Raw genomic sequence first — 581 nt, forward strand, 5'->3', positions numbered from 1 at the left:
CGACTGCACCAGTTGATTGGGCGTAATGGCTGTTGTGCAGCCAGCTCCTGACAGTTCAATATCAGAAGTGATCTGCACCAATCTCGACTATGCTCAATACTCGTGTGGGCTCTGTTGCAAAAATCGTGAAGCTTGAGCATGCTTGGCGGAGATTGGACGGACGGAACGATGACGGATTTCAAGTGGCGCCATTTCCAGGGTGATGTGATCCTGTGGGCGGTGCGCTGGTATTGTCGCTATCCGATCAGCTATCGCGACCTTGAGGAAATGCTGGCGGAACGCGGCATTTCGGTCGACCATACGACGATCTATCGCTGGGTCCAGTGCTACGCCCCGGAGATGGAGAAGCGGCTGCGCTGGTTCTGGCGGCGTGGCTTTGATCCGAGCTGGCGCCTGGATGAAACCTACGTCAAGGTGCGGGGCAAGTGGACCTACCTGTACCGGGCAGTCGACAAGCGGGGCGACACGATCGATTTCTACCTGTCGCCGACCCGCAGCGCCAAGGCAGCGAAGCGGTTCCTGGGCAAGGCCCTGCGAGGCCTGAAGCACTGGGAAAAGCCTGCCACGCTCAATACCGACAA

At 58.2% G+C, this 581-nt stretch carries 1 pseudogene; it reads left to right on the forward strand.

Annotated features, from left to right (window positions below):
• Positions 1–168 precede the first annotated feature (168 nt).
• Positions 169–581: pseudogene (locus ACOTX2_RS25025) on the forward strand (IS6-like element IS6100 family transposase); the annotation flags it as partial.

It is taken from the genome of Enterobacter cloacae complex sp. IR5412 (assembly GCF_049237385.1).
GTDB lineage: Bacteria > Pseudomonadota > Gammaproteobacteria > Enterobacterales > Enterobacteriaceae > Enterobacter > Enterobacter intestinihominis.